The following is a 24292-nucleotide window of genomic DNA, read 5'->3' on the forward strand; positions in this document are numbered from 1 at the left end:
CCCGTAGCGTGTTCGTATGAGCATGAGCCGTACGAGCCGTACGAAAGAGCGCCTGGTCGTGATCGGCGGCGACGCGGCGGGCATGTCCGCCGCGTCGCAGGCACGTCGCCTCAAGGGCCCCGCCGAGCTGGAGATCGTGGCGTTCGAGCGCGGCCACTTCACCTCCTACTCGGCGTGCGGGATCCCGTACTGGGTGGGCGGCGACGTCGCCGAACGGGATCAGCTGATCGCGCGCACCCCCGAGGAGCACCGGGCCCGCGGCATCGGCCTGCGGATCCGTACGGAGGTCACGGAGATCGACGCCGAGGGCGCCCGCGTGCGCTCCCGGGACCTGGCGTCCGGGGCCGAGTCGTGGACGTCGTACGACAAACTCGTGATCGCGACCGGCGCCCGGCCGGTCCGCCCGGAGCTGCCCGGCGTCGACGCGCCCGGGGTGCACGGGGTGCAGACCCTGGACGACGGCCAGGCCCTGCTCGACACGCTGGCCGCCACCCGGGGCCGTCGGGCCGTGGTCGTCGGCGCCGGGTACATCGGCGTGGAGATGGCCGAGGCGCTCATCAACCGCGGCTACGAGGTGACCGTCGTCAACCGCAGCAAGGAGCCGATGGCCACCCTCGACCCCGACATGGGCCGCCTGGTGCACAAGGCCATGGAGGGCCTGGGCATCACCATGGTGAACGACGCCGAGGTCACCGGGCTGCCGACGGGAGACGACGGACGGGTCCGCGCGGTCGCCACGGAGGACGCCGAGTACCCGGCGGACGTGGTGGTCCTGGGCATCGGCGTACGCCCCGAAACGACGCTCGCGCAGGCCGCCGGGCTGCCGCTGGGCGAGCACCACGGGCTGCTGACCGACCTCGCGATGCGGGTGCGCGGCCACGAGAACATCTGGGCGGGCGGCGACTGCGTCGAGGTCCTCGACCTGGTCTCCGGGAGCGAACGGCACATCCCCCTGGGCACGCACGCCAACAAGCACGGGCAGGTCATCGGCGCCAACGTGGGCGGCGGGTACGCCACGTTCCCCGGTGTCGTCGGTACGGCGGTCAGCAAGGTCTGCGACCTGGAGATCGCCCGCACCGGGCTGCGCGAGAAGGACGCGCGGCGGGCGGGGCTCCAGTTCGAGGCGGTCACCGTCGAGTCGACGAGCCGCGCGGGCTACTACCCGGGCGCCGATCCGATGACGGTGAAGATGCTCGCCGAACGCCGCACGGGGCGGCTGCTCGGTGTGCAGATCGTCGGCGGCGAAGGCGCGGGCAAGCGCGTGGACATCGCCGCGGTGGCGCTCACCGCGGGCATGACGGTGGAACAGATGACGGCCCTCGACCTCGGCTACGCGCCGCCGTTCTCACCGGTGTGGGACCCGATCCTGGTGGCGGCGCGAAAGGCGGTGGCGGCGGTACGCGCCAACGGTGTGTGAGGCACGCGCCCCGAGAGGGGCGCGGACCCGCGACATCACGCGGCTCGGCGGCCCCCGCTATGCCGACTCGTGCTGACCGGCCGTCCCGTTGATCCGCTCGATGGCCTGCCGAGCCTGTTCGGCCGGCGGCCGCGGCGACAGTGCGGACACGGACGCGGTGGACGGCACGGCGGGCGGCTGCGCCCCCGCCGGCTTCGCATGGGAGGCAGGGCGGTTGGAGCGCAGCCGATGGCTGACGGCCTCGTCGATGGTCACCGGGCGCTGCATCTTGGCGGCGAGCCGGCCGGCCTCCTGGCCGAGCAGGGCGACATCCTCCCAGGGCAGATGCAGCACCAGGGCGACCTCCGCCTCCCCGTCGGGCAGGGCGTGTATCGGAGGAGTAACTCGCTCGTTCATCGCCTGTTCCTCACGTAGTTGCCGGCATCGCGGGCGGTTGAGGAGACATACGTACGACCGTCCGGTCGCGTTCACCGGTTCGCCGGGCTCATCCAGGGCACTACTTTCTTGTGGTCATTCCCGTCCATGACGTGAACCCGGTACAGCGCACGCCCTATGTGACGTATGCGCTGATCGCGATCAACTTCGCCGTCTTCCTCTTCACCCCCGGCATAGCGGGATCGGTGACGGGAGACAGCGGGGTGTCGCAGCTGTGTCATCTCCAGGCGTTCCTGGAACGCTACGCGGCCGTGCCACAGGAGTTGATCCACCACCAGATGCCGCGGCTCGTGCCGACGGGCGAGGTGGGCATCGGCCCGCAGGGCCCCGGCTGTGTGGCCGCGCCGCCGGACTACGACAAGTCGCCCCCGCTGTCGGTCCTGACGGCGATGTTCCTGCACGGCAGCTGGCTGCACCTGCTGGGCAACATGCTCTTCCTGCTGATCTTCGGCAACAACATCGAGGACCGCATGGGGCATGTGCGCTTCACGCTGTTCTACGTGGCCTGCGGCTACGTGGCGGGGTACGGCTTCGCACTCCTCAACGACGACTCCGGGGACCCGCTGATCGGCGCCTCCGGGGCCATCGCCGGTGTCCTGGGCGCGTATCTGGTGCTCTACCCGAAGGCCAGAGTGTGGGTCCTCGTCCCGTTCCTGGTGTTCCTGCCGCTGCGGCTGCCCGCGTGGATCGTGCTGGGCTTCTGGTTCGCGCTCCAGGCGGTCTACTCGTCGGGCGGCGCGGTCTCCACGGCGGGGACGGTGGCGTACGCGGCGCATGTGGTCGGCTTCCTCGCCGGCATGCTGCTCGCCTGGCCACTGCGCCCGGGCACACCGCCGCCACCGGCGCCGCGCAGCCTGCTGTGGGGCAGGCAGGCGCGGCACACCTGGTGACCTCGGCCGGTCAGCGGGCGGTCTGCGTGTGGACGTACTCCACGAGGCGGGTCAGCGCGTCCGGGTCGGTGGTCGGCGGGACGCCGTGGCCGAGGTTGAAGACATGGCCCTCGAGACCGGCGGCCGCATCAAGCACCTCGCGGGTCTTGGTCTCCACCGCCTCCGTCGTGGAGAACAGGACCGCCGGGTCGAGGTTGCCCTGGAGCGCCTTCCCGGTGCCGACGCGGCGGGCGGCCTCGTCGAGCGGGACGCGCCAGTCGACGCCGACGACGTCCGCGCCCGCCTCGCCCATGAGGCCGAGCAGCTCACCGGTGCCGACACCGAAGTGGATACGGGGCACGCCGTACGACTCGACGGCCTGGAAGACCTTGGTGGAGGCGGGCATCACCGAGCGGCGGTAGTCGGCGGGGGCGAGCGCGCCGACCCAGGAGTCGAAGAGCTGGACGGCGGAGGCGCCCGCCTCGATCTGGACCTTGAGGAAGGCCGAGGTGATCTCGGCGAGACGGTCGAGGAGGTCGGCCCACAGCTGCGGGTCGCCGTACATGAGCGCCTTGGTGTGCTCGTGGTTCTTGGACGGGCCGCCCTCCACGAGATAGCTCGCGAGGGTGAAGGGCGCGCCCGCGAAACCGATGAGCGGGGTCTCGCCGAGCTCGGCCGTCAGCAGCTTGATCGCCTCGGTGACGTACGAGACGTCCTCGGGGGTCAGGTCGCGCAGCTGGGCCAGGTCGGCGCGGGTGCGGATCGGCTTCTCGACGACCGGGCCGACGCCCGGCTTGATGTCGAGGTCGATGCCGATGGCCTTGAGCGGTACGACGATGTCGCTGAAGTAGATCGCCGCGTCCACGTTGTGCCGGCGGACCGGCTGGAGTGTGATCTCGGCGACCAGCTCGGGGCGCATGCACGACTCGAGCATGGGGATGCCCTCGCGCACCTTGAGGTACTCCGGCAGCGAGCGCCCGGCCTGCCGCATGAACCACACCGGCGTGTGCGGCACGGGCTCGCGCCTGCACGCCTTGAGGAAGGCGGACTCGTACGTGGCTGTCGGCTGGCCCGTCGCGGGGCGGTCGTTGGCACTCACGACGGAAAGTCTCGCACGCCCCACCGACAGCCCCGCCCGGGCCCGGGCCCCGAAAGGGGGCGGGGGGTGAAGGGGGCGGGGGCGAAGGGGGCGGGGGGCGCACATTCGCACAGCGCGATCCGGACAGTGGCCCTTCGCACGGGTGTCCCTCCCTGCACGAGCGCTTCCTTCCCCTTAATCTTCCCCGCATGGCTGCGGCTCAGGGACGACTGTCGGACGGCGCTGGCGGAATGGACGACGCGAAGGAGGGGGACCGGGATGGGACGGAGACGGCTCCGCTGCCCTTCCGCGCCTCTGTCGAGGCACTGAGGGCCGCACGACTGCGGCCGGAGATCGAGATCGACCCGACGCGGCCGCCCCAGCGGCTCGCCCCGTACGCGTACGCGCTGGAGGCCGCCGTCGTCGAGGACGACGAGGACCTGGCCGACGGCCGGCTCGTCCTGCTGCACGACCCGGCCGGACACGACGCCTGGCAGGGCACGTTCCGGCTGGTCACGCTGGTCCGCGCGGAGCTGGAGCCGGAGATGGTCGCGGACCCGCTGCTGCCGGAGGTGTGCTGGTCCTGGCTCACCGGCGCGCTGGAGGCCCGCGGGCTGTCGTACGGCGAACCGAGCGGGACGGTCACCCGCGCCAGTTCGCACTACTTCGGCGGCCTCGGCGAGCGGCCGGCCGCGTCCCAGATCGAGATCCGCGCCTCCTGGACCCCGCGCGAGGGCCTGGGCGGCGTCCCGGACACGGCCGCCCACCTCGCCTCCTGGTGCGATCTCCTGTGCCAGATCGCGGGCCTGCCGCCGACGGGCCCGGGCGCCGACGCCTCCGTGGTGACGCTGCCGCAGCGGCGGGGGCCGCAGTCCCGCTGACCCGACGACCCCGAGGGGCGGCCCCGCGAAAGCGGGAGCCGCCCCTTCGTGCGCACCGGTCCCCGCCGCTTGTCCCACGGTCGCGGCCCTCTCGCTGACCTTTTGTCGATACGACCACTTTCTGACCCGTTATGACGCGGAGCGAACCGATTCGATCTTCGGGTGATCGCTCGCGCGTCCGAATTGCCCATATTGTTACTCACCAAATCGTGATCATTCTCTAAAGGACCACGGGTTTGATGCCGAAGACCTCTGTGACCTTGAAAGCACGGTTCGTCCCGGCTTCATCCCCAGAGCCGGCCCCGTCCCCGCACCCCAGGAGGCCTGGTGTCCGTTCTCCTCGAGCAGCCCGCAAGCCTGGTCGCCTACCGCCCGAACAAGCCGACCGCCATGGTGGTCGTGGCCGACCCACGGGTCCGCTCCACCGTCACCCGCCACCTCTGGGCGCTCGGAGTGCGCGACGTCATCGAGGCGTCGTCCGTCGCGGAGGCCCGTCCCCGTATCGGCAACCCGCGTGACATCTGCGTCGCCGACGTCCACCTGCCGGATGGTTCCGGCCTCACCCTGCTGTCAGAGACCAGAGCCGCCGGCTGGCCCAACGGCCTCGCTCTTTCCGCCGCCGACGACATCGGCGCCGTCCGCAACGCCCTCGCGGGCGGAGTGAAGGGCTACGTCGTCACCGGCACGCGGACGAATCTGGGACTGCCCACCCGGCCCGGCGCCGCCCCCATCGGCTCCGCCGCCGCCCGTATGCACCGCCGCCCCCCGGGTGCCCCGAGCCACCCGGGCGGCTACCGCGAACTGTCCGGACGCGAGGTGGAGGTGCTGCGCCTCGTCGCCGAGGGCCAGTCGAACAAGGCCATCGGCGTCTCGATGGGCCTGTCCGCACTGACCGTCAAGAGCCACCTCGCCCGCATCGCCCGCAAGCTCGGCACGGGCGACCGCGCCGGAATGGTGGCGGTGGCCCTGCGGACCGGGATCATCCACTGACCGCACCCCTTGACGGCACCCACTGACCACACCCCCTGACCACTCCCATTGACCGCATCCGCCGATCACACCGCCGATCGCATCCGCCGACGCGCTGCACCGACCACATGCACCGACCACATTCACTGACACGTGTGACACGTGACTGGTTTACGACCCCCAGACGCCCGTCGACGGAACGTTCCGTCGGCGGGCGTTGTCCATACACAGATACCCTTGACAGGTGACCGACGCCCAAGAGACCGCAGCAGACAGCTCACTGCGAACCACCGGAGGCGCCCCTCCGGACGACGTCGAAACGGCGCCGACCCCGTTGCTCGAGCCCCGCGAGGGCATTCCGCCCGTGATTGCCGACGACGCCTCGCTCGCCGAGGTGATCGCCGCCTTCGCCGCCGGCAGCGGCCCCGTGGCCGTGGACGCCGAACGTGCGTCCGGGTACCGATACGGCCAGCGCGCCTATCTGGTGCAGCTGCGCCGCGAGGGCGCCGGCACGGCGCTGATCGACCCCGTGGCCTGTCCCGATCTCTCGGGCCTCGGCGAGGCGATCTCCGGCGTCGAGTGGGTGCTGCACGCCGCCACCCAGGACCTGCCGTGTCTGCGCGAGATAGGCATGGTGCCGACGCGGCTCTTCGACACCGAGCTGGCCGGGCGGCTCGCCGGGTTCCCGCGGGTCGGCCTGGGCGCGATGGTCGAGAGCGTCCTCGGCTTCGTACTGGAGAAGGGGCATTCCGCCGTCGACTGGTCGACCCGGCCGCTGCCCGAGCCGTGGCTGCGCTACGCCGCCCTCGACGTCGAGCTGCTCGTCGACCTGCGCGACGCCCTGGAGAAGGAGCTGGACCGGCAGGGCAAGCTGGAGTGGGCCCAGCAGGAGTTCGACGCGATCGCCTCGGCGCCGCCGCCGGAGCCGCGCAAGGACCCCTGGCGCCGTACGTCCGGCATGCACAAGGTGCGCCGGCGCCGGCAGATGGCGGTCGTACGGGAGCTGTGGGAGACCCGGGACCGGATCGCGCAGCGCCGGGACGTCTCGCCGGGCAAGGTGCTCGGGGACACGGCGATCGTCGAGGCGGCGCTCGCCCTGCCCGCGAACACACACGCCCTGGCCGCGCTGAACGGCTTCGGGCACCGCATGGGCCGCCGGCAGCTGGAGCAGTGGCAGACCGCCGTCGACCGGGCCAGGGCACTGCCGGACGCCGAGCTGCCGCAGCCCGGACAGCCGGTGACCGGCCCTCCGCCGCCGCGCGCCTGGGCGGACAAGGATCCGGCCGCCGCCGCCCGGCTCTCCGCGGCCCGCGCCGCGGTGTCGGCGCTCGCCGAGCGGCTGAACATGCCGCAGGAGAACCTGATCACGCCGGACACCGTGCGCCGTGTGTGCTGGGAGCCGCCGAAGCTCGCGGACGCCGACTCGGTGGCGGCCGCACTCGCCGCCCACGGGGCCCGGCCCTGGCAGATCGAGCAGGTCACGCCGGTACTGGTGACGGCCCTCGCCGCACCCCCCAAGGCCTGAGGCTCACTTCGTCACGGCCCGCGTGAACCCGTTGCGGATGAACCGCTGGAGGAACAGGAAGACGATCAAGGTCGGCAGGACGACGAGCACCGCACCGGCCGAGATCGTCCCCCAGTGCGCGCCGAACGGCCCCCTGAAGCGGAACAGCGACGTCGAGATCACGCCAAGATCCTCGGTCGGCGCGTAGCGGAAAGGCGGGCAGAAGTCGTCGCAGACGGTGAAAGCGTCACGACCACGGGTGGCGCGTTCTGTGCGGACGCGGCGGGTACGTCGTTCGAGGTGATCACGGGGTGAGGGGTCGGGCTCGCCTCCGGTGCCCACTCCCGTCCTGGCCCCGGGAGGGTCCACGGCACCCCCGCGGATGTGACCTTCACCGCTCCCGCCTCCGGGGCTGGGCAGCATGGTTACTCACAAGTAGCATGGAGAGGTGAGCGCGCGCTCAGTCGCGTGCGCCGCGCAGCAGTGCCACCCCGCACCCTGGAGGAGAGCCATCGTGCCTCGTACCGTCAGGGATGTCGTCTTCGTCGACGGCGTCCGCACCCCGTTCGGCAAGGCGGGCCCGAAGGGCATTTACCACGAGACCCGCGCCGACGACCTCGTCGTGAAGGCGATCCGGGAGCTGCTGCGCCGCAACCCGGGTCTCGACCCGAAGAAGATCGACGAGGTCGCCATCGCCGCGACCACCCAGATCGGCGACCAGGGTCTGACCCTCGGCCGCACGGCCGGCATCCTGGCCGGGCTCCCCCAGTCGGTCCCCGGCTACTCCATCGACCGCATGTGCGCGGGCGCGCTGACCGCCGTCACCGCCACGGCGGGCTCCATCGCCTTCGGTGCGTACGACGCCGTCATCGCCGGTGGTGTCGAGCACATGGGCCGTCACCCGATGGGCGAGGGCGTGGACCCGAACCCGCGGTTCGTCAGCGAGAAGCTGGTCGACGAGTCCGCCCTCTTCATGGGCATGACCGCCGAGAACCTGCACGACCGCTACCCGCACATCACCAAGCAGCGCGCCGACGAGTACGCCGTGCGCTCGCAGGAGAAGGCCGCCAAGGCGTACGCCAACGGCAAGATCCAGCAGGATCTGGTGCCGGTCTCGGTGCGCAACACCAACGCGGAGGTCGGTGAGACCGGCTGGGGCCTGGTCACCGCCGACGAGCCGATGCGCCCGGGTACGACGCTGGAGAACCTGGCCGGCCTCAAGACCCCCTTCCGCGTCCACGGCCGGGTCACCGCCGGTAACGCGGCCGGTCTGAACGACGGTGCGACCGCCTCGATCATCGCGTCCGAGGACTTCGCCCGCGAGCACAACCTCCCGGTCAAGATGCGCCTGGTCTCCTACGCCTTCGCGGGCGTCGAGCCGGAGGTCATGGGCTACGGCCCGATCCCGGCGACCGAGAAGGCCCTCGCCAAGGCCGGCCTGTCGATCGAGGACATCAACCTCTTCGAGGTCAACGAGGCCTTCGCCGTCCAGGTGCTCGCCTTCCTCGACCACTACGGCATCGCCGACGACGACGCGCGCGTCAACCAGTACGGCGGCGCCATCGCGTTCGGTCACCCGCTGGCCTCCTCCGGCGTGCGTCTGATGACGCAGCTGGCCCGCCAGTTCGAGGAGCAGCCGGAGGTCCGTTACGGCCTCACCACCATGTGCGTCGGCTTCGGCATGGGCGCCACGGTGATCTGGGAGAACCCGCACCACAAGGACGCCGGAGGCGACAAGTGAGCACCACTGAACTCCTGAAGGGTGCGGCCGCGCTGTTCCCCGACGAGGTCGTGACGTCCGCGCACGTACGTCACCTCGACCTGCCCTCCGGCGCCGGGCGCTTCGCGCTCATCACGCTGGACAACGGCTTCGACCACACCAAGCCGACCACCTTCGGCCCGGCGTCGCTGGCGAACCTCAACACCGCCATCGACCAGGTCGAGAAGGAGGCCGCGGCCGGCGAGATCGTCGGTGTCGGCATCACCGGCAAGCCGTTCATCTTCGCGGTCGGCGCGGACCTCAAGGGCGTCGAGCTCCTGAAGAACCACGACGACGCGCTCGCCATCGGCAAGGGCGGCCACGAGGTCTTCAAGCGCCTCGCGGGCATAGCGGTTCCGACCTTCGCGTACTACAACGGTGCCGCGATGGGCGGCGGTGTCGAGGTCGGTCTGCACTGCCAGTACCGCACGGTCTCGGCGGCGCTGCCGGCGTTCTCGCTCCCCGAGGTCTTCCTCGGTCTGGTCCCCGGCTGGGGCGGCTGCACGATCCTGCCGAACCTGATCGGCGCGGACAAGGCCGTCTCGGTGATCATCGAGAACTCGCTCAACCAGAACAAGCAGCTCAAGGGCGAGCAGGTCTACGACCTCGGCATCGCCGACGCGATCTTCGAGGGCGCGGACTTCCTGGAGCAGTCGCTGCTCTGGACGACGGCCGTCCTCAAGGGCGAGATCGCCGTGGAGCGTCCGGAGATCGACCGCGGCGAGGCCTGGGACCAGGCCGTCGCCAAGGGCCGCTTCATCGCCGACAGCAAGGTGCACGGTGCGGCCCCGGCCGCCTACCGCGCGCTGGACATCATCGCCGCCGCCAAGAACGGCGACCTCCAGCAGGGCTTCGACGCCGAGAACCAGGCCCTCGCCGACCTCATCATGGGTGGCGAACTGCGCTCCGGCATCTACGCCTTCAACCTGGTCCAGAAGCGCGGCAAGCGCCCGGCGGGTGCGCCGGACAAGTCGCTCGCCCGTCCGGTCACCAAGGTCGGCGTCGTGGGCGCGGGCCTGATGGCCTCGCAGCTGGCGCTGCTGTTCCTGCGCCGCCTCGAAGTGCCCGTCGTCCTGACGGACATCGACCAGGAGCGCGTCGACAAGGGTGTGGGCTACGTCCACGCCGAGATCGACAAGCTGCTGCTCAAGGGCCGCGTCAACCAGGACAAGGCCAACCGCCTCAAGGCGCTGGTCTCCGGTGTGCTGGACAAGGCCGAGGGCTTCTCCGACGCGGACTTCGTCATCGAGGCCGTCTTCGAGGAGATCGGCGTCAAGCAGCAGGTGTTCGCGGAGGTCGAGGCGGTCGCCCCGGCGCACGCGATCTTCGCCACCAACACCTCGTCCCTCTCGGTCACCGAGATGGCGTCGAAGCTGAAGCACCCCGAGCGGGTCGTGGGCTTCCACTTCTTCAACCCGGTCGCGATCCTCCCGCTCCTGGAGATCGTCCGCGGCGAGCAGACGGACGACGCCTCCCTGGCCACGGCCTTCGGTGTCGCCAAGAAGCTGAAGAAGACCGCGGTGCTGGTGAAGGACGCCCCGGCGTTCGTCGTCAACCGCATCCTCACCCGCTTCATGGGCGAGATCCAGAACGTCATCGACGAGGGCACGCCGGTCGAGGTCGCGGAGAAGGCGGTGGAGCCCCTGGGCCTGCCGATGTCCCCGCTCGTCCTGCTGGAGCTGGTCGGCCCGGCGATCGGTCTGCACGTCTCGGAGACCCTCAACCGGGCCTTCCCGGACCGCTTCACGGTCTCCCCGAACCTCGCGGCCGTCGTCAAGGCGGGCAAGCGCGGCTTCTACGTGTACGACTCCGGGAAGCCGGAGCTGGACCCCGAGGTCGCCGCGCTCCTCAAGCAGGGCGATGTCGTCCTCACCGAGGAGCAGGTCCGCGACCGCGTCCTGGACGCGGTGGCCCAGGAGATCGGTCTGATGCTCGACGAGGGCGTCGTCGCCGAGGCCCAGGACATCGACCTGTGCCTGATCACCGGCGCGGGCTGGCCCTTCCACCTGGGCGGCATCACGCCGTACCTGGACCGTGAGGGCGTCAGCGAGCGGGCGAACGGCAAGCGGTTCCTCGAGGCCGGGGTGGCTTCGGTTCCCGCGTAACACCGCCTCGTACACGAAGAGGGCCCCCGCCACGGCGGGGGTCCTCTCTGCTTGTTCCGGGCGACGGGGCATAAGGGCCCGGTCGCCGGGGCCGGTGTCAGGCCGCGTCGACCCAGCCGTGCCGCCCCGCCCCCTCGGGCGACCGGGACCGGCCGGGCATGAGCGCGCCCACGGGTGCCGGGGGTGCCAGCTGCGCCGCGCTCGCGTCGCCCATGGCGTCGATGGCCTCGTAGACCCGCTGGCAGTTGCCTCCCCCGCGGTGCACGAAGAAGTCCTCGACGCGCGCGCGGTAGGCCGGTTCGACGGTGAAACCGCGGCGGACGACCTCGATGATCTCGTCGACGGCCTGGTCGACGGTCCGGCAGACCGGGCCGAAGCCGTCCTCGGAGAGGTTGAAGTAGCCGCGCTTGTAGTGCCGCCCGTAGAAGTCCTCCTCGTCGAAGGGGACGTAGACGAGCGGGATTCCCATGTAGGCCACGTCGAAGAACACCGAGGAGTAGTCGGTGACCATCAGCGAGCATTCCTTCATGGCCTGCTGGACGTTGCGCGTGTGCGGGTCGGCGACCTCGATGGACGGCGAGGAGAACTTGAAGTTGTGCAGGTAAGGCCGGATCTCGTAGTGCGGGAAGAACTCCAGGTCCACACCGAAGTGGTCGAGCGCCCGGCCCAGCCGGGGGTCGGAGAGCAGTGACCGGTAGAAGCGGTAGTACTCGGACTGGGTGAAGTTGGTCTTCGCCGGGCCGGCCGACTTCTTGTAGGAGGCGGTGACGATCCACTGCCGCCAGGTCGGCATGAGCAGGATGCGCGGCTTGTCCCTCGGTTCACGCTGGAGGGCGTCGAAGCGGGGGAAGCCCACGGGCTTGGCCCGGTCGCCGTACCCGGCTTCCAGCGCCATGAAGTCGCGCTCCTGCCGGCCCGCCGTCACCAGCAGGTCGTAGCTGGCGATGCGCTGGTCGGCACCGGTCGTCACATCGTTGTAGGTGACGCCGTGCTGAAGGAACACCCGCTGGTACTTGACCAGTTCGCCGAAGCGATGCAGGAAGAGCGCCTTCTTGTAGCCCTCGGGGACGAGATACGACTCGGAATCGTACGACCCGATGAGCTTGGTCGCGTGCAGCAGGTACACGCGGTGCTTGAAGCTGCCGAGCGTGAGCACCCGCCCGTACGGCGCGACCTTGGCGCGGTCGGCGGACGCGCCGTCGATCACGTAGTACGCCTTGCGGCGCTTGCGGTTCTGCCGGATCCACTTGAAGAAATGGTACGAGTTGTCCTGGGCCGTGTCGGAGCGCTCCCCGATGAGCCAGATCTCCTTGGAGTTCAGGAACGGGTAGGTCAGCCAGTAGGCGAACCGCATGCGCCAGCCGGGGTTGCGCGTCTTGAGGATGCGCAGCTCTCGCCCGGCCCGCCACAGCGCGTGCCGGACCCGGGCCGCCGGGCCGGAGGCGACGAGCCGCAGGTGCAGGGCGTCCTGCGCGGCGATCGTCAGCATGTAGCGGTAGGGGCCGACCCGGCCCGGCCCCTTGAGCCGGTGCAGCGCGAGGCGTGCCTTCATCACGACGTTGCGGTGGCGGCTGCCGTCGGCGAGGTGCACGCGCAGGCGCAGGTCGCCGACGCCGAAGCCGCTGTCCGCGAGCACCTCGGCGGGCAGCTCCGCGTGCCAGCCCGCGTACAGGTCGCGGCCGTTGCGGGCGTTCCACAGGTCGCGCCGGTACACCTGGGTGAGCGGCACGGTGACCTTGCTGTGGCGGGTCTGGTAGACCAGCTCGAGACGGTTGTCCATCGGGCCGCTCAGGTCGACTCCGGGAAAGGCCATGCAGCCTTCGACGACCAGCACGTCGTCGCGGGCGCGGACGCTCTCCACCACGACATTGGGGTCCTTGACGCGGGCGGTGGTGCTCGGGCGGACTCCTCCGGCGAAGGTCCGGTAGAACCCGTCGTCGTCCAGCTCCAAACGGAGGGGCGCCGCGGCCAGGGCCGGCTCGGGGTCGCAGAACAGTTCGAAGTTCCCGCTCTTGGCGGCGTAGTGGTCGAGCTGCTGGGCCGGGCTGGTGACGAACTCGACGATCACGTCGTCGGGAATCTGCGCGTAGTGCCGGTGGAGGTCGGCGAACATCTCGGCCAGCTGCGTACGGCCCATGACGTTGCGCGCGTTGCACAGGAAGCCCTTGTACGTGCGGGTGGCGTACCGGTGGAACATGCGGCGGATCTCGGGGCGTTCCTCGGCGCTGTAGTTCAGGAGGAAGTGGTTGAGCCGCAGGTGGTCCACGTAGTTGGCCGGCTTGCTCCACAGGGAGTCCATGATGGAGGAGCCGTCGGGGCGTCCGCGGTAGTAGTAGACGGGACGGTCGACGAGGCTGAGCGAGTTCGCGCGGAGCATCGCGGGCAGCGTGAGCCAGGCGTCCTCGAAGTGCACGCCCTCGCCGAACCGCAGGCCCAGGCGGCGCAGCAGCCTGGTACTGAACAGCTTGTTGCAGGCCGACCCGCTGAAGATCATGTCGGGGGCGTCGGCGAAGTCGTGGAAGACCCGGTCGCCGTCGCCGAAGTACTCCTTCCACGGGCCGTAGGGCCGGTCCGGGAAGTTGACGAGGTCGCCCATGACGACCTCGGAGCCGTCGCGGCGGGCGGCTTCGAGCATCGCGGCGAGGGCGTCCTCGCCGAGGATGTCGTCCGAGTCGAGGAAGGTGACGTAGGGGGCGCTGACCTGGTCGAGGCCCGTGTTACGCGCGTTGCCCAGGCCGCCGTTGCGCTGGTGCACGACGGTGACGTTGGCGTAGAAGCGGGCGAAGTGGTCCAGCATGCGCGGCGTCTCGTCGGTGGCGCCGTCGTCGACCAGGATGACCTGGGTGGCGGCGAAGCCGCGCTGGGCCGCGATGGAGGCGAGGCAGTCGTCCAGGTACTTGGCCACGTTGTAGCACGGGACGACCACCGCGAGCTCGAAGCGGTGGGTGAGCTGACGGATCGGCGGATGGATGCGGTCGCGCCACCACATCCACGGTGCGTTCGGGTCGCTCTGCTCGGCCTCGAAGGTGCGCCGGCTCGCGGTCGCGGAACGGAAGGCGAGGTTGCCGCTGACGGTGCGGTATCCCTCGAACTCCTCGTCCTCCCGGGTGAAGTGCAGACCGTCGAGGTCGATGTCGCGCACGTTCAGCGCGGAGCGCGACCGGCTGCGATTCCACTCGACGACGACCGAGACGTTCCACACGGTGGCCTCGGAGAGGTCGTCGCCGAGCACGCGGACCAGGTCCGCGCTGCCCTCGAAGGTCACGAAGCGCTCGTCGACGGAGACCTTGGGGATCGGGACGACGACGTCCCGCTTGGTGTGCCGGTTCCGTACGGCCAGGGACAGACTGATGGTGTCGTCGGCGGTGATCCGGCCGAAGCGGTTGACGAGTTCGCCGTCGAAGGTGAGTTTCGTGCCCTCCACCTGCCAGCTGTTGAGCTGGGCGAAGAGCGGTACCTGGGACACGGGTGCCGCGGCCAGGCCCAGTTCGGTGACGTCGAGCAGACGGCGGGCGTCCGGCAGGTGGAGATGGTCCCCGGACCAGTAGACGCGGCCGTCCTCCTCCACGAGGTAGGAGGAGAAGACGCTCTTGCGCTGCGCGTAGTCCAGGGTGGTCAGGGCGGCTTCCGTCTCCTGGTACATCAGGAAGTAGGCCCGCACCCGGTCGACGGGGCCGCACAGCTCGAACGCCTCGTCGCTGACGGAGAACAGATAGGCGCTGACCGTCGCCGCGAAGCCCTGCTCGAAGGCGGCATCGCCCTCCGCGAGGGCCCGCATGTACAGCCGCAGGTCGTGCGAGAGGAACTTGGAGTCCTTGCGGACCTTGAGCGACCACAGACCCCGCTCGAGGAGGAACGCGTCCGTGGCGCGGTGCACCGCGATGCGGTCCCTGATGCTGCGCAGCTCGCCGGTGCGGCCGGTGATCGACGCGCCGTCCGACTCCCACATCCACCGGTAGACGGGCTCGGTGATGACCGTGATGCCCCTGGCGAGGCAGCCCGCGACGGTGGAGAAGTACGTGTCCTCGTAGAAGACGCCCTCGGGGAACCAGACTCCGGCCGTGCGCAGGAACTCGACGTTGTAGAGCTTCGCGGCGGCGATGGGGTCGGAGAGCAGGAGCGGGAACTCCTCCAGGTCGGACACGGTGCGGCTCATCGCGTAGACCTCGGGGGCCCAGGGCTCGGACTCGCCGGTGGTCCGGTTGATCCGCACCGCCTTGCCCGCGGTGATGTCGCTGCCGGTCTCCAGCGCGCTCGCGACGAGCCGCTCGCAGGCGCGGGGCGGCAGTTCGTCATCGGCGTCCAGGAACATCACCCAGCGCCCTGCGGCCTGTGCGATGCCCCAGTTGCGGGGAGCCCCGACGCCTCCGCTGTTCTCCTTCCTACGGAGCACCCGCACACGCGGGTTGTTTCCGGCGAAGTTGGTGACCACTTCGATGGTGCCGTCGGTCGACGCGTCGTCGACGACGATCACCTCGACCAGCTCGTAGGTCTGGTTCACGGCCGACTGGAGCGCCTTGCCGATGGTGGTCGCCGCGTTGTACGCGGGGATGACCACCGTCACCCAGGAGTTGTCGCCGTCCTGCACCTGTCTCATCTCGAGTTCTCCCACGCCCCCGGTGCCCCGCGCCGCTCGCCGGACTGGGCTGTCCCGTACTGCGGGAGCGGCCCGGCGCCGGCGTGCTGGCGGGGAACATGGGGGAGTCCGTCGTGCTGCTGCGGAAGGTCGTGCCCGTGGGGGGTGACGTTCGGCTGCGGGTAGGGCCAGAAGCCGGGATCGTCCTCGGCCTCCGGTGCGCGGTACCGCTCGTCGGCCAGCAGGGCCTCCTGCGCGGCACGGCGGTGGCGGCCCCGGTGCAGATGCGGGGCGATGGTCCCGACGGTGGCCGGGGCGGGACTCAGCTCCTCCATGACGCGGGTGAAGTCGCGGGTGGAGAGCCAGAACTTGTACATGATGACGAGCTCGAAGAGCATCACGAGGGCCGCGGAGACCACGGTGGTCCACAGGATCTGACCGATCAGCGGCCCCACGATGAAGATGAACATCTGGAACTCGATGCCGCTGATGAGGTGGGGCCGGATCCGGGTGCGCAGCATCGCCCGGCGGACGCGCGTGTACCAGGGGAACTGGTCGCGGAACTGCTCGTGCAGGTCCACCACGTTCGCCGCGCCGGCCTCCTCGCGGAGGGTCTCGGCCGCCGCGCCCGGGTTGTCCCGCAGCAGGTCCTCCATGAAGACGACCTGCTCGCCCTCGGCGTCGGCCGGGACTCCGCGCGCGGCGCGCTCCTCCTCCTCACGCGCTTTGGTGATCTTCTCGATCTTCGTGCGCATCGACATGCGCATCTTGTAGATCTGGAGCGCGTCGACGTAGCGCAGCATGTCGAGGAAGACCACGACCAGCGCGGCGACCAGATAGCGCTCGTCGTCGGTGGGCAGGAACTGACCGCCCATCAGCGCGAGGGCGCAGAACAGGACGCGGATGCGGTCGAAGACGTAGTCGAGCCAGCCTCCGAAGACGGTGCCGTTGCCCTTGAGCCGCGCCAGCTTTCCGTCGATGCAGTCGAGGATGAAGCTCAGGTGGTAGAGCAGCGCGCCGATGAGCAGGGACTGGGGGTCGCCCTTGAGGAAGAAGCCCGCCGCGGCCAGGCCGACGAACAGCGCGGCCCAGGTGACGCGGTTCGGCGTGATGAACCGGAAACGCGCGAGGACGATCAGCATCCGCGTGGCGACGGGATCGACAAGGAGGACCGTCCACCAGGCATCCCGCTTCTTGACGGTCAGCTTCTGGACAGCCCGCAGGGACAGCTTGGTCATAACTCCTCAACCAGGCGCAAGACAGGACAAAATGCCCTGCGGCTGCGCCGTCGCGACCCAGGGAGCTTTCACAGGTGAACCCCGGGTTTCACAGGGGCTTCACACGAGAGATCCAAACTTTAACAACGCCTCATCAAAAATGAACGTGTATAGGCCACGGCTTGATCGCGACGTTAATCACAGGCGATCCCGTACAACCATTTCCTATCCGGCTATACCGGACTCTTTCCGTCCTCTTACCGGTCTCTCACGGACCGCCCGGGGTCGGCCTCGGACCGCCGGATCAGCCTCGGGCCGCCCGGGGTCAGCCTCGGGCCGGCTGCCAGTCGCCGAAGGCGAGGGAACCCGCCTGCTCACGCCGGTGCGCGACGAGCAGCCCCTGTCCGGGTGCCCTGGTCGCGACGGCCAGCCGCCCGGTACGGCTCACGGCGGCGGCCGGAATGCCGTACGACCGCTCCGCGAGGTCCTGCCACCACACCCCGGTGCCGGGCCTGCCCTCGGGATAGGCGCCGACCGCGCAGGCGCCGCCGGAACCCGACCGAATCAGCAGGGAGTACGCCCAGCCGTCCATCTCGACGCCCGACGCCGCGGCCACGGGCCCGGAGCCCTCCGCGTCACCGAGGGGACAGGGCGCCTGGGCGCCCGGGCGCCAGGCGGAAGGTGCGTTGGTCCGCAGGTCGCGGAAGTGGATGCTGCCCGGCTCCGGCGCCGGGGACATGGTGCCGGGCCGGGCCGCGAACGGCGGTGTGCGGTCCTCCGTCCAGGCACCCCCCTGCGCCGGATACCAGCGGACCACGGCCTCCGTGTCGCGGGCCCGGGCGTAGACCTCGACCCCGCCGTGCGGGGTGGTCACCGCGACGAGGTCGTCGGCGACCCGGGTGCCCCCGAGGTGCTGCCACGCGGTCCAGACGCCGTCCACCGACTGACAGCGGTAGCTGATGCTGTGTCCGAAGTTCCGTACGAAGACGAAGAGATTGCCGGCGGAGTCGAACGCGGCGGTCGGGAAACCGACTTCGCGCCCCTTGCGCCAGTCGCCGGAGTTGGGGCCGCCGAGCGAGTTCCACGGCGTCAGCGGCTGCCCGGTGCGGTACTGCACGGCGTGCACGACCTCGACGTCCACGCCGCCGTCGCCGCGCCGCGTCCTGCGCAGCGCGAACAGGTGCGGGAAGCCGTGCGGATCGCGCACCACGGTGAGCCCCGGCAGCAGACCGGGGCCCTCCACCGGTTCGGGGCCGCGCCAGGCCGTGCCGTCCGGCAGGTCCTGGAACCAGCGCACCACCCCGGCGGCGGTGGGCAGGAAGGCGGTCAGCCGGCCGTCGAAGCCCGCCACCAGCCAGTTCACCGGGGCGGGATGCCGCAGGCAGGACGCGGCGCCCAGGCGTACGTCCGCCTTCGCCCGGTGGCAGTCGACGTAGAGGGGCTCTCCGGTCTCCGACTGGAGAGCGCGTGCCGCGGCGAGCGCGTCCGCCGCGATGTCGGCGTGCCCGGCCGGCTCGTCGTACACCGGCGTTCCGCCCGTCTCGTCGAACGAGACATGAACGGGGTCCGGGTCCAGGGTGTGCAGCCGCTCGGGGTTGATCTCCCGCAGCTCGTCGAGCAGCGCCGCGACAGAGTCGCCGCCCTCGCCCCCCAGGATCCGGGGAGCGCCCAGGACGCGGCAGCCGCGCTCGGCGGCCTGCGCGAGAGCCCGGTCGAGCGCCGCCCGGCCCTCCTTCGCCCCCGCCCGCAGGCAGACGACGGCGATCTCGGCGCCGGGCGCTTCGAGCGTGACGAGTGGCACCGCGGCCGCGGGTTCCGTGACGACCACGGCCACCACGTGCGGACGAATTCCCGGCGCCTGGGCGACGGCGCCGCCCGCTCTGCGCTCGGACCTGCGTGTCATACCCTCACGTCCCTCTCCCCGGGTGCCGCGGCGACCCGGGTCATATCCGGCTCCAGGTGCTGAGTGTCAGCCCCGGTCCGTCCTCCTGGCGGGCCAGGGTCAGCGAGCCGTCGGCGGCGACGGCCAGCACCACCACCCGCCCCCGCCCGTCGAGCGCGAGGACAGGATCCCCCAGGCAGGCCGTGCCGGTGTCCGTCCACCACACTCCGTTGCCCTCGTCCTCCGCGACGCAGACGCCGAGCATGATGCGCCCCTCGGCGCCCCGGTGGGCGAGCACGGTGCAGGGGTAGCCGTCGAGGGTGGTGCTCACCACCGCGTGCCGTCCGTCGCCCGGGTCCCCGCCGAGCGGAACGGGCCACTCCCCCGCGCGGACGGCGACCATGCCGCCGCGCACATCGGTCAGGAAGTACGTGACCCGGCCGGGAGAGGTCTCCGCTCCGGTCACGGATCCGGGCAGCGGGATCACGCCGAAGTCGTGCCCGCGCCGCAGTACCGCCCCCGGCTCCGGCTGATGCCAGGTCAGAGCGCCGGTGCGGGCCGGGGCGAGAAGTTCCACGTGTCCGGTCGACGTCGAGACGGCCGCCGGAGTGTCCACCGCGGCGGTCACCTGGAGATCGAGCCAGGGCTCCCAGCGCCCCTGGGTGTCCTCCCGCCGGACGGCGACCCGGCCCTCCGCCGTGGGCACGAAGACGTACAGGGTGCCCGCGGTGTTGACGGCGGCGGTCGGGCCTCCCATGAGCGCGGTGCGTTCACGCTTGGCGTGCGGGTTGCCGATCGACCGCCACTCGCTCAAGGGGCGGCCCGCCTGGTACTGGATCGCGTAGACCAGGTCCACGGTGAGCGAACCGTCCTTCGCGGGACGCACCCGGCGGCCCAGGAGATGCGCGTACCGGTTACGGCCCTGGGCGACCGTGAGATGCGACAGGCCCTTCGCCGGCAGGACGTCCGGTCCGAGCCAGTCGGGGCCGCCGGGCCGGCGCTCGGTCCAGCGGAGTACCGCCTGGTCCACCAGCGCGTACGCGAGGAGCCGGCCGTCGTGTCCGGGGAGGAGCCACGGCCCCGACCGCACGGCCGCCGGCCGGTCGGCGAGGTCTAGTGCTTCCTCGCCCACCGGCTGCTGCCGTTGCCCGTTCGCACGCGCGGAGGTGGCCCGCATGGTCTTCGTCGTCCTTCCCAAGGCGTCGGCCCCCGGTCCTTTCGGGGGCCCGCACGCCGGATCGTAGAGAGACGGCCCGGCCGTCAGCGCCGCGCCTGCGGATGCCGCGCGCACCAGCCCGCCCACGCCGACGCGACCATCGCGCGCGCGTCGTACCGGGCCGACCAGCCGAGTTCCGCCTGGATGCGATCGGCCGCGGCGACCACCCGGGCCGGGTCACCGGGCCGGCGGGCGGCCGACACCGGTGCCGCGTCGGCACCGTAACCGGTCACCTCGCCGATCAGCTCGATCATCTCGCGCACGGAGACACCCTCACCGCGGCCGATGTTGACCGTCAGATCACTGCCGGGCTCCCGGCCGGTCAGCGCACGCGCCGCGGCCAGATGGGCGGAGGCGATGTCCTCGACGTGGATGAAGTCCCGTACGCAGGTGCCGTCCTCGGTGTCGTAGTCGTCACCGAAGATCACCGGCGCCGTGCCCTGGGTGAGCTTCTCGAACACCATCGGGATCAGGTTGAACACCCCGGTGTCCGCGAGGCGTTCGTCGGCGGCCCCCGCGACATTGAAGTAGCGCAGGGAGGCGGTGGTCATGCCGTGCGCGCGGCCCGCGGCACGCACCAGCCACTCGCCCGCCAGCTTCGTCTCGCCGTAGGGGTTGATGGGGGCACAGGGTGTGTCCTCCGTCACCACCTTCACATCGGGCATGCCGTACACGGCCGCCGAGGAGGAGAAGAGGAAGTTCCGCACACCGGTTTCGGCGGCCGCGTCCAGCAGGGTCTCCAGCCCGTGGACGTTCTCGCGGTAGTAGTACAGCGGGCGTTCGACCGACTCCGCGACCTGCTTCTTCGCCGCGAGGTGAACGACACCCGTGATGTGCAGGTCGGCGAGGGTGCGCCGGAGCAGCCCGCCGTCCAGCGTGGAGCCCTTCACGAAGGGCACTCCCTCAGGGGTCCGGCCCGGGTCTCCGGTCGACAGATCGTCGTACACGGCGACCCGCTCGCCCGCCTCCAGCATCGTGCGGACGACATGCGCCCCGATGAACCCTGCCCCGCCTGTGATCAACCAAGTCATGGCCGCATACTATTTCTTTCGGTCTTGTTCACGAATACATCACGATCCAACCATGAACAGTTGAATACCTGTCTATAGTGCAGGCTCAGTCAGGCAGATCACGGACCGGCCACTCCCCCCACCCGGGTCCCCACGCCGTTCAGCACCGCCCTCAGGGGCACGACAAGCGAGGACTCAGGCAGGATGAGCCATGTCTCGACGCCCCAGCGCCGAAGCACCGGTGAGACACCCCGCGGACGCGGCGGTCGCGGACGCAAGCGGCCCGGAGGCCGCCGAACAGGCCGGAAGATCCTGCTCGCCCTGCTGATCCTCGTCCTCGCGGCGGCCGGCACCGGCTACTGGCTCTACAGCGACCTCAACAACAACATCGAGGGCGTCGACATCGACAAGGCGCTCGGGGACGACCGGCCCGAGAAGCTGGCCACCTCCGGCCAGAACATCCTGGTCCTCGGCTCCGACTCGCGTGCCGGCAAGAACGCCTCGCTGAACACGGGCAAGGTCTCCGGGGCGCGTTCCGACACCGCTCTGGTGATGCACATACCCGAGGGCCGCAAGAAGGCCGTCGCCGTCAGCATCCCCCGCGACACCCTCGTGACCCGTCCCGAGTGCGCCAAGTCGGACGGCTCCACGCTCGCCTCGGCGAAGCGCGTGATGTTCAACTCGGTCTACTCGCAGGCCGGTCCGGCGTGTGTGGTCAAGACCGTGGAGCAGATGTCCGGGGTGCGGATGGACCACTTCGTGGAGATCGACTTCGCCGGGTTCAAGGGGCTCGTGGACGCCATAGGCGGTGTGACCGTCACCGTCGACCAGGACATCCACGACACGTCGAGCGGCCTGGACCTTACCGCCGGCACCCACAAGCTCAACGGCACCCAGTCCCTTCAGTTCGTCCGCACCCGGCACGGCATCGGGGACGGCAGCGACCTCGGACGCATAGGCCTCCAGCAGGAGTTCATGCTCGCCCTGCTCTCCGAGATCAAGCAGCAGGATCTGCTGGGCAGCCCCACGAAGGCGTACAAGATCGCCAACAACCTCACGGAGTCGCTCACCACGGACTCCGGTCTCGCCTCCCTCACCAAGCTGGCCGAGTTCGGCCGCAGCATGAACGGCGTCGACCCGTCCACCATGGAGACGATCATGCTTCCGGTGGCGTACGACAAGGCCGACCCGAACCGGGTGGTGGCCGCCGAGCCGCAGGCAACGACGCTCTGGAAGGCGCTCCGAACGGACGCGACCATCCCGGAGTCGGCGAAGAAGTCACCCGCGACCGGCGGGACGTCGTCCGCTTCGTGACGGCCCGACGGCCGGGCCCCGCGCCGGCCGCGGGGCACCAGGGCAATTCGCCCGTTTCCGTCCCAGCGCCCACACTGGACTCGGCAACCCCGCCCAGGGCCCAGGAGGAAACGCGTGACGACTCTTGTGATCATCGACGCCGCCAACGTCATCGGCTCCGTCCCCGACGGCTGGTGGCGCGACCGCCGGGGCGCGGCGGAACGGCTGCGGGACCGGCTCGCGCGGGACGGGGTGCCGGGAGCCGAGGGGCCGGTGGAGATCGTGCTCGTGGTCGAGGGGGCGGCACGCGGTGTGGAGTCCGTGCCCGGTGTACGGGTCGAGTCGGCTCCCGGCAGCGGGGACGACCGGATCACCGAGCTGGCCGCCGAGGCGGCCGGGCGCGACCGCCTCGTGGTCACCGCCGACCGTGAACTGCGGCGCAGGGTACGCGAGTCGGGGGCCGAGGTGGCCGGGCCCCGGGCGGTGCTCGGTCCGTCCTGATCACCGGTACGACGAGATCGCCGAGGCCGTCGACGACGTCGCCCCGCGTACCGCGCCACGTCAGTCCCGTCCGGACGCGGGCGCGTACAGCACCGCCCCCTCCACCCGCCCCACCTCCTCGTACCCGGCCGCCAGGATCCGCCGCAGCGACGGCACCCGCTCCGGCCGGTACGGCTTGTCCCGGGAGTCGTCGACGATCAGGGCCGGCGGGTGCGCGGCCAGCTCCGCGCGGAAGGCCGGCCAGGCGCCCTCGACCGCGTACCTCTCCCCGACCTGGGGCCCGTCGCGGCCTCCGCTGTAGTTGGTGAGGAGGCCCGCCGTGAGGTAGCGGCTGGCGGGGGCACGGTCGGCGAGCCAGTACGTCTCCGGGTGTATGCCCCAGACCAGGACCGGGTCGCCGGGTGCCGTGCGGCGGACCACCGCGTCCGCGAGGCGCTCGGCGTGGGCGAGGTCGGAGCGGGGCGCCAGCAGACCCCACGTCAGGAACAGCGTGCAGCAGCACGCGGAGGTGAACACCGCGGTCACCATGCGGTCGCGCGGCAGGGCCTGCAACGCGGCCGTCGCCAACAGCGCGACGGGCGGGATGAGTTGCAGGAAGTAGTGGCCGAAGAAGTGGAAGCCCAGCAGCACCGCCACCGCCGACGAGGCCGGCCACAGCCACAGCTCCGCCGGGCCCGTACGGGCCCGGCGCAGGACGCGGACCACCGGGGGAATCAGCCCGGCACAGGCCACCGCGAGGATCGCGGTGTTGGTCAGTCCCCGGGTCAGTACGTGGAGTTCGGAGCCGGTGAAGGCGGCGTAGGCGCCCGATCCCGTGACCGTCCAGAACACGAAGCCCGCCGGATCGGTGAGCACAGCCGCGCCCAGCACCGGCACGATCGCCCCGGCTCCCAGCCGTACCAGGCCCGTCCGTGACACACCGCCGCGGCACAGCAGCCACACCACCGGCACCAGCACCGCGCCGCCCGTCTGCTTCACCAGGAAGGCGCAGGCGACGGCCGCCCCCGCCGCGCCCCATCGGCGCCGGTCCGCGCACCACATCGCGGCGGCCGTGCACGGCAGCATGAACACCTCGAAGGTCGCGGCCTGCGCGTCCTGGGGGTTGAGCCCCACGGAGGCCAGCAGATACAGGACGCCCGCCGTACGGCCCGCCCCGTCGCCCCAGCGGCGCCTCGCCAGCGACGCGAGCAGCACCGCGGTCAGCAGCTGTGCCAGCACCGCGAGCACCCGCACGGAGGTGAGCGACCCGGAGCCGCACACCGCGAACGCGCCCTGGTACAGCCACGGCAGCAGCGGCGGCTTGCGGTCCACGACCGTCTCGTACAGCTCTCCGCCGCCCGCCAGCATCCGGGCCTGTACGGCGAGATAGCCCTCGTCGGGGCTCCAGAGCGGCCGTACGAACGAGGGGACGCGCGTCAGACAGGCCAGCACCGTCAGCGGGGGCAGCAGCCGGCTCCAGTACCCGCGCTCCCTCCTCGGTGCGACTACGGAACGTGGTGCGTCAAGGGGCTCGACGAGCATACGGAGCACGCTATCCGGCCCCGCGGTCTCCACCGAAGCGGGACATACGGGGCCGGGGC

At 70.9% G+C, this 24292-nt stretch carries 17 protein-coding genes and 1 pseudogene; 9 read left to right on the top strand and 9 right to left on the bottom strand.

Annotated elements, in window-relative coordinates; all coding sequences use genetic code 11:
* Positions 1-16: 16 nt before the first annotated feature.
* A complete protein-coding gene (locus tag SAVERM_RS11665; protein WP_010983665.1) occupies positions 17-1417 on the top strand; it encodes an FAD-dependent oxidoreductase in 1401 nt (466 codons plus the stop codon).
* Between the two features lie 57 nt (positions 1418-1474).
* Here SAVERM_RS11665 and SAVERM_RS11670 read toward each other — a convergent pair whose 3' ends face one another.
* Positions 1475-1813: a hypothetical protein gene (locus tag SAVERM_RS11670; protein WP_037649999.1), complete on the bottom strand. Its 339-nt coding sequence runs from the start codon at positions 1811-1813 to the stop codon at positions 1475-1477.
* Between the two features lie 110 nt (positions 1814-1923).
* Here SAVERM_RS11670 and SAVERM_RS11675 point away from each other — a divergent pair, with 110 nt between their 5' ends.
* A complete protein-coding gene (locus tag SAVERM_RS11675; protein WP_010983667.1) occupies positions 1924-2742 on the top strand; it encodes a rhomboid family intramembrane serine protease in 819 nt (272 codons plus the stop codon).
* A 10-nt stretch (positions 2743-2752) separates the two neighbouring features.
* On the opposite strand, the gene hemE is transcribed toward SAVERM_RS11675, so the two are convergent.
* Positions 2753-3820, bottom strand: a complete 1068-nt coding sequence (hemE, locus tag SAVERM_RS11680) for a uroporphyrinogen decarboxylase (protein WP_010983668.1) — start codon at positions 3818-3820, stop codon at positions 2753-2755.
* Positions 3821-4050: 230 nt separating this feature from the next.
* Between hemE and SAVERM_RS11685 the strand changes: the two genes are divergently transcribed.
* The 3 genes from SAVERM_RS11685 (at position 4051) to SAVERM_RS11695 (ending at position 7174) form a co-directional block, all read left to right on the top strand.
* A complete protein-coding gene (locus tag SAVERM_RS11685) occupies positions 4051-4680 on the top strand; it encodes a DUF3000 domain-containing protein (RefSeq protein WP_037649997.1) in 630 nt (209 codons plus the stop codon).
* A 327-nt stretch (positions 4681-5007) separates the two neighbouring features.
* On the top strand, positions 5008-5670 hold the full coding sequence (locus tag SAVERM_RS11690) for a response regulator transcription factor (RefSeq protein WP_010983670.1): 663 nt from the start codon (positions 5008-5010) through the stop codon (positions 5668-5670).
* Positions 5671-5893: 223 nt separating this feature from the next.
* The gene (locus SAVERM_RS11695; protein WP_010983671.1) at positions 5894-7174 is read left to right on the top strand and encodes a ribonuclease D; all 1281 of its coding nucleotides are present in this window, start codon (positions 5894-5896) and stop codon (positions 7172-7174) included.
* A gap of 3 nt (positions 7175-7177) precedes the next feature.
* On the opposite strand, the pseudogene SAVERM_RS11700 reads toward SAVERM_RS11695, so the two are convergent.
* Positions 7178-7393, bottom strand: a pseudogene (locus SAVERM_RS11700) (carbohydrate ABC transporter permease); the annotation flags it as partial.
* A 274-nt stretch (positions 7394-7667) separates the two neighbouring features.
* Here SAVERM_RS11700 and SAVERM_RS11705 point away from each other — a divergent pair.
* Both SAVERM_RS11705 and SAVERM_RS11710 read left to right on the top strand, forming a co-directional pair.
* On the top strand, positions 7668-8894 hold the full coding sequence (locus SAVERM_RS11705) for a thiolase family protein (RefSeq protein WP_010983673.1): 1227 nt from the start codon (positions 7668-7670) through the stop codon (positions 8892-8894).
* On the top strand, positions 8891-11017 hold the full coding sequence (locus SAVERM_RS11710) for a 3-hydroxyacyl-CoA dehydrogenase NAD-binding domain-containing protein (RefSeq protein ID WP_010983674.1): 2127 nt from the start codon (positions 8891-8893) through the stop codon (positions 11015-11017). Before SAVERM_RS11705 ends, SAVERM_RS11710 begins: the two co-directional genes overlap by 4 nt.
* A gap of 97 nt (positions 11018-11114) precedes the next feature.
* Here the strand turns inward: SAVERM_RS11710 and SAVERM_RS11715 are convergent, their stop codons facing one another.
* The 5 genes from SAVERM_RS11715 to galE all read right to left on the bottom strand — a co-directional run bounded on the left by SAVERM_RS11715 (position 11115) and on the right by galE (position 20939).
* Positions 11115-15614: a bifunctional glycosyltransferase/CDP-glycerol:glycerophosphate glycerophosphotransferase gene (locus tag SAVERM_RS11715; RefSeq protein WP_078234700.1), complete on the bottom strand. Its 4500-nt coding sequence runs from the start codon at positions 15612-15614 to the stop codon at positions 11115-11117.
* Positions 15611-16831: a CDP-alcohol phosphatidyltransferase family protein gene (locus tag SAVERM_RS11720; RefSeq protein ID WP_010983676.1), complete on the bottom strand. Its 1221-nt coding sequence runs from the start codon at positions 16829-16831 to the stop codon at positions 15611-15613. The genes SAVERM_RS11715 and SAVERM_RS11720 overlap by 4 nt, the downstream gene beginning before the upstream one ends.
* A gap of 304 nt (positions 16832-17135) precedes the next feature.
* A complete protein-coding gene (locus SAVERM_RS11725) occupies positions 17136-18713 on the bottom strand; it encodes a PLL family lectin (RefSeq protein ID WP_010983677.1) in 1578 nt (525 codons plus the stop codon).
* 40 nt (positions 18714-18753) lie between these two features.
* Positions 18754-19869: a PLL family lectin gene (locus SAVERM_RS11730; protein ID WP_037649994.1), complete on the bottom strand. Its 1116-nt coding sequence runs from the start codon at positions 19867-19869 to the stop codon at positions 18754-18756.
* 83 nt (positions 19870-19952) lie between these two features.
* Positions 19953-20939 carry a UDP-glucose 4-epimerase GalE gene (galE, locus tag SAVERM_RS11735; RefSeq protein ID WP_010983679.1) on the bottom strand — a complete coding sequence of 329 codons (987 nt, stop codon included), beginning with the start codon at positions 20937-20939 and terminating at the stop codon, positions 19953-19955.
* A gap of 183 nt (positions 20940-21122) precedes the next feature.
* Here galE and SAVERM_RS11740 point away from each other — a divergent pair, with 183 nt between their 5' ends.
* Together SAVERM_RS11740 and SAVERM_RS11745 are read left to right on the top strand one after the other, a co-directional pair.
* Positions 21123-22232, top strand: coding sequence for an LCP family protein (locus tag SAVERM_RS11740; protein ID WP_010983680.1), 1110 nt, complete (start codon positions 21123-21125; stop codon positions 22230-22232).
* Positions 22233-22346: 114 nt separating this feature from the next.
* A complete protein-coding gene (locus tag SAVERM_RS11745; protein WP_010983681.1) occupies positions 22347-22712 on the top strand; it encodes an NYN domain-containing protein in 366 nt (121 codons plus the stop codon).
* Between the two features lie 60 nt (positions 22713-22772).
* On the opposite strand, the gene SAVERM_RS11750 is transcribed toward SAVERM_RS11745, so the two are convergent.
* The gene (locus SAVERM_RS11750; RefSeq protein ID WP_037649993.1) at positions 22773-24233 is read right to left on the bottom strand and encodes an ArnT family glycosyltransferase; all 1461 of its coding nucleotides are present in this window, start codon (positions 24231-24233) and stop codon (positions 22773-22775) included.
* Positions 24234-24292 lie beyond the last annotated feature (59 nt).

This window comes from Streptomyces avermitilis MA-4680 = NBRC 14893 (assembly GCF_000009765.2).
GTDB lineage: Bacteria > Actinomycetota > Actinomycetes > Streptomycetales > Streptomycetaceae > Streptomyces > Streptomyces avermitilis.

What these genes read in the sequence shown, in the direction of transcription:
- SAVERM_RS11665 (WP_010983665.1), top strand. Translation starts at nt 17, where the DNA reads ATGAGCATGAGCCGTACGAGCCGTACGAAAGAGCGCCTGGTCGTGATC.
- SAVERM_RS11670 (WP_037649999.1), bottom strand. Translation starts at nt 1,813, where the DNA reads ATGAACGAGCGAGTTACTCCTCCGATACACGCCCTGCCCGACGGGGAG.
- SAVERM_RS11685 (WP_037649997.1), top strand. Translation starts at nt 4,051, where the DNA reads ATGGACGACGCGAAGGAGGGGGACCGGGATGGGACGGAGACGGCTCCG.
- SAVERM_RS11715 (WP_078234700.1), bottom strand. Translation starts at nt 15,614, where the DNA reads ATGAGACAGGTGCAGGACGGCGACAACTCCTGGGTGACGGTGGTCATC.
- SAVERM_RS11720 (WP_010983676.1), bottom strand. Translation starts at nt 16,831, where the DNA reads ATGACCAAGCTGTCCCTGCGGGCTGTCCAGAAGCTGACCGTCAAGAAG.
- SAVERM_RS11725 (WP_010983677.1), bottom strand. Translation starts at nt 18,713, where the DNA reads ATGACACGCAGGTCCGAGCGCAGAGCGGGCGGCGCCGTCGCCCAGGCG.
- SAVERM_RS11730 (WP_037649994.1), bottom strand. Translation starts at nt 19,869, where the DNA reads ATGCGGGCCACCTCCGCGCGTGCGAACGGGCAACGGCAGCAGCCGGTG.
- galE (WP_010983679.1), bottom strand. Translation starts at nt 20,939, where the DNA reads ATGACTTGGTTGATCACAGGCGGGGCAGGGTTCATCGGGGCGCATGTC.
- SAVERM_RS11740 (WP_010983680.1), top strand. Translation starts at nt 21,123, where the DNA reads ATGAGCCATGTCTCGACGCCCCAGCGCCGAAGCACCGGTGAGACACCC.
- SAVERM_RS11750 (WP_037649993.1), bottom strand. Translation starts at nt 24,233, where the DNA reads ATGCTCGTCGAGCCCCTTGACGCACCACGTTCCGTAGTCGCACCGAGG.